The organism is Massilia sp. CT11-108 (genome assembly GCF_047302915.1).
Lineage (GTDB): Bacteria > Pseudomonadota > Gammaproteobacteria > Burkholderiales > Burkholderiaceae_D > Telluria > Telluria orientalis.
This window is the reverse complement of the sequence record NZ_JBKYMO010000534.1, coordinates 1-3,562: the sequence shown is the minus strand read 5'-3', so window position 1 is coordinate 3,562 and position 3,562 is coordinate 1. Positions and strand designations below refer to the sequence as shown.

Sequence of the window (3,562 nt, the reverse complement as noted above, 5' to 3'; positions counted from 1 at the left end):
TCGCCGGCCTGGCCGGGCACGCGAGTCCGCAACTCGCGCAGGCACTCCAGGTCGCGTCGCAGGCGCACTCGCTGGCGCAGCATGCCGGCGCGCTGGCCGACCATGCGGGACCAGGCGCGGACCAGCCCGCGGTGCTGGCGCAAGGCGCGGCGGTCGCGGAAAACCTCGCCATCGAAGAACATCCCCTGGCGGGCCAGGCCGTGAGCGATTTCGCCGGCAACGAGCCGCACTACGTGCCGCCCAATGTCGATCCCGCCGGACAGGACGACGCCGCATCGGCCGTGGCATCCCTGCTGGCGAAGTTCAACGACGGCAAGCGCCTGCTGCGCTTCTATTCGCCGCTGCAGGGCGACAAGACCCTGCTGATCGAATCGCTGAGCGGCTCGTCGGCCATGTCCGACCAGTTCGTGTTCAACCTCAGCCTGATCTCGGAAAACGCCGCCATCGACCTGAAAGACCTGATGGGCAAGAACGTCAGCGTGGGCGTGCAGCTCGCGGACGGCAGCGAACACTTCATCAACGGCTACGTGCACTCGTTCGGCTTCAGCCATGCGGACGGCGGCTTCGCGTTCTATCACGCGCAGATCGTGCCCTGGCTCAGCTACCTGAAGCAGCGCGTCAACTCGCGCATCTTCCAGGACCAGAGCGTGCTCGAGGTCCTCGACACGATCTTCAAGGGCGACTACAACGGCCTCGCCGCGTACGAATTCCGCGTCAGCCAGACCTACCGCCCCGAAAACTACATCGTGCAGTACGACGAGACGGACGAGCACTTCGTCTGCCGCCTGATGGAGAAGTACGGGCTGTTCTACTATTTCGACCACAAGCCGAACGGCCACGTGATGGTGATCAGCGACGATTCGCGCTCGGGCGCGTTCTGCCCGCCGCAGCCGGATCACGCCGAGGTCGAATTCAACGGCGGCAACCGCTGGCACGACCGCGACAGCGTGACGGCGTTCGCGGCCGAGCGCAACCTGCAGCCGACCAAGGTGGCCCTGAACACGTTCGACTTCAAGGCGCCCAATGCGATGCAGTACGTGGAGCTGCCCACCGTGACGCAGCAGGGCGACATGCCGGCCATGGAAATCTACGACGGCAACCCCGCGTTCTCGTACAAGGACAAGGACGACGGCCAGCGCGAAGCGCGCCAGCGCCTGGAAGTGCTGGAGTGGCAGGCCAAGGTCTTCACGGGCGCTTCCGACTGCCGCGGCCTCGTCGCCGGCCGCACGTTCAGGCTGCAGGGCCACCACTGGTTCGATCCGGCCACCGAGGGCGACAACGATTTCCTCGTGCTGTCGGTGCAGGTCAGCGCCCGCAACAATTATTTCGAGCGGGGCCAGAGCGACGTCTACCGCAACACGTTCACCGCGATCCGCCGCAAGATCCCCTACCGCCCGCGCCGCGCGCACCCGCCGCCGCGCATGCCCGGGCCGCAGACGGCGACGGTCGTCGGCCCCAAGGGCACGGAGATCCACACGGACCAGTACGGCCGCATCAAGGTGCAGTTCCACTGGGACCGCTACGGCCGCCGGGACGAACGCAGCTCGTGCTGGATCCGCGTCTCGCAGCCGTGGGCCGGCCGTGGCTGGGGCACGATTTCCGTGCCGCGCATCGGGCAGGAAGTCATCATCGACTACCTCGAGGGCGACCCCGACCGCCCCGTCTGCACGGGACGGCTGTTCAATGCGGACCAGCCGGTCCCGTACGGCCTGCCGGACGGCGCCCACATGATGGGTTTCAAGAGCCGCTCCACGCCGGGCGGCGGCGGCTTTTGCGAGATGGTGATCCATGACAGCAAGGGCAAGGAACTGATCAATATCCACTCGCAGAAGGATATGGTCACGACCGTGCAGAACACGCAGGCCACCGTCGTCAACGGGCCGCACCAGACCAACACGGTCAGCACGGGCTACCAGACCAACACGGTCAAGCAGTACATCGTGACGACGGCGCAGACGGGCCACATCCACGACACGGCGAAGACCAACATCGAGCTGACCGCCGAGGACGACTACATCCACGCGACGGCCAAGACCAATATCGAACTGGTGGCGCAGACGGCCCACCTGCACCAGACCGCGAAGCAGAACATCGAGCTGACGTCGCAGACGGAGCACATCCACCTGAAGGCCAACACCGACATCACGCTGGAAGTCGGCAGCAGCAAGATCGTGCTGCAGGCCGACGGCACGATCCTGATCCAGGGCGTGAACGTCAGCGTGATGGGCAGCCGGATCGACCTGAATAAATAAATGAGCCAATGAGCGAGCGCGCCATGTACCACGCCAACCACGCCACCTTCGAACTGCCCGCGCAGTTGAAGGACAAGACGATGCACATGTTCACCTTGCGCGACGATGGTCCGAGCGAATTCAACGTCGTCGTCTCGCACGCGGACGTCAAGCCCGAGGAACAACTGGACCAGTTCGGCGAGCGCCTGACGAAGGAACTGACGCGCGCCTTGCCACGCTTCCAGCTGAAGGCGATGACGGAACGCCTTGTGGACGGCGCGCCGGCGCTGGAACTGGCCTACAGCTGGCGCAACGAAGCGGGTTATATGCACCAGCGCCAGGTCATCACGCTGGTCCAGGGCAGCAAGCCGGGCACGATCGAGGCCATGCTGATGGCGGCGACGTGCCTGCGCGAGTTCAGCGACGAGTGGAACGCCGCGTTCGACGCAATCGTGGACAGCATCAGGCTGCGCCGCCCGCTGCCGAAGGTTCAGGATGGGCCGCCCGCGGCGCCATCCCCTGCCCTGCCGACGATCTTCGCATTGTCCGAACCGCGCAAGACCCTGCACGTGTTCGCGGACAGGCACGAGGCGGGCAGCAAACTGTCGGCGCGCGACGTCAACCAGGACCACTGGGAATTCTATGACGCCGAGGGCACGCGCCTGCAGGCGAACGTCTCCCGGACGAACGCCGGCCTGTCGCTGCTGCGGCCGTCGGGCACGGTCACGCTCGAACGCACGGCGGAACCACCGGGACCGGCACTGGCCGAGCGGCTGCACCTGGCCCAGTACATCCAGGCCAGTTCGTCGTCCGTGCCGTTCTACAGCCTGACGGAGGTGCGCGCGCATCTCGATCGGGTCGCGAACGATCGGGTCGCGGAGCGCTAGATGCCGGCGGCGGCACGGCTGGGAGATCCGATCGGGCACAGCCCGACCATGAGCTGGCTCCTGAAAGGCCTGCTCATCGGCGCGGCCATCGCGATGACCGGCTCGTCCAACGTGTTCGTCAACGGCCTGGCCGCGGCCCGCGCGCACGTCGACCAGGTCCTGTGCTCCAAGCACCCCGGCCCGATACCGATCGCGACGGGCAGCGGCCAGGTCTACATCAACGGCATGCCCGCCGCGCGCGTGGACGACAAGACGGGATGCAGCGCCGTCATCACGAAGGGGTCGGGCAACGTCTACATCGGCGGCGGCACGGCGCAGACCGACACGATCAATCCGGAAAACCTCGTGCCGGGCTGGGTGCATGCGTCGCTGCTGGTCGTCGGCGTCGGCTCGGCGATCGTCCTCGCCGGGCCCGTGATCGCCGTGGGCGGCCTGGTGGGCGCG

The 3,562-nt window shown here is 66.6% G+C and carries 3 protein-coding genes; all 3 read left to right on the top strand.

Going from position 1 to position 3,562, the window contains the following annotated elements:
- Positions 1-2,252, top strand: a 2,252-nt coding sequence (locus ACEN88_RS26855) for a type VI secretion system Vgr family protein (RefSeq protein ID WP_413344579.1), incomplete at its 5' end; no start/stop codon positions are given.
- A gap of 8 nt (positions 2,253-2,260) precedes the next feature.
- Positions 2,261-3,118: a DcrB-related protein gene (locus ACEN88_RS26850; protein ID WP_413344577.1), complete on the top strand. Its 858-nt coding sequence runs from the start codon at positions 2,261-2,263 to the stop codon at positions 3,116-3,118.
- A 48-nt stretch (positions 3,119-3,166) separates the two neighbouring features.
- Positions 3,167-3,562, top strand: a 396-nt coding sequence (locus ACEN88_RS26845; RefSeq protein ID WP_413344575.1) for a PAAR domain-containing protein, incomplete at its 3' end; no start/stop codon positions are given.

Bases quoted from the DNA above. Each gene is read 5' to 3' on its own strand.
- ACEN88_RS26850 (WP_413344577.1), top strand. From the start codon at position 2,261: ATGAGCGAGCGCGCCATGTACCACGCCAACCACGCCACCTTCGAACTG.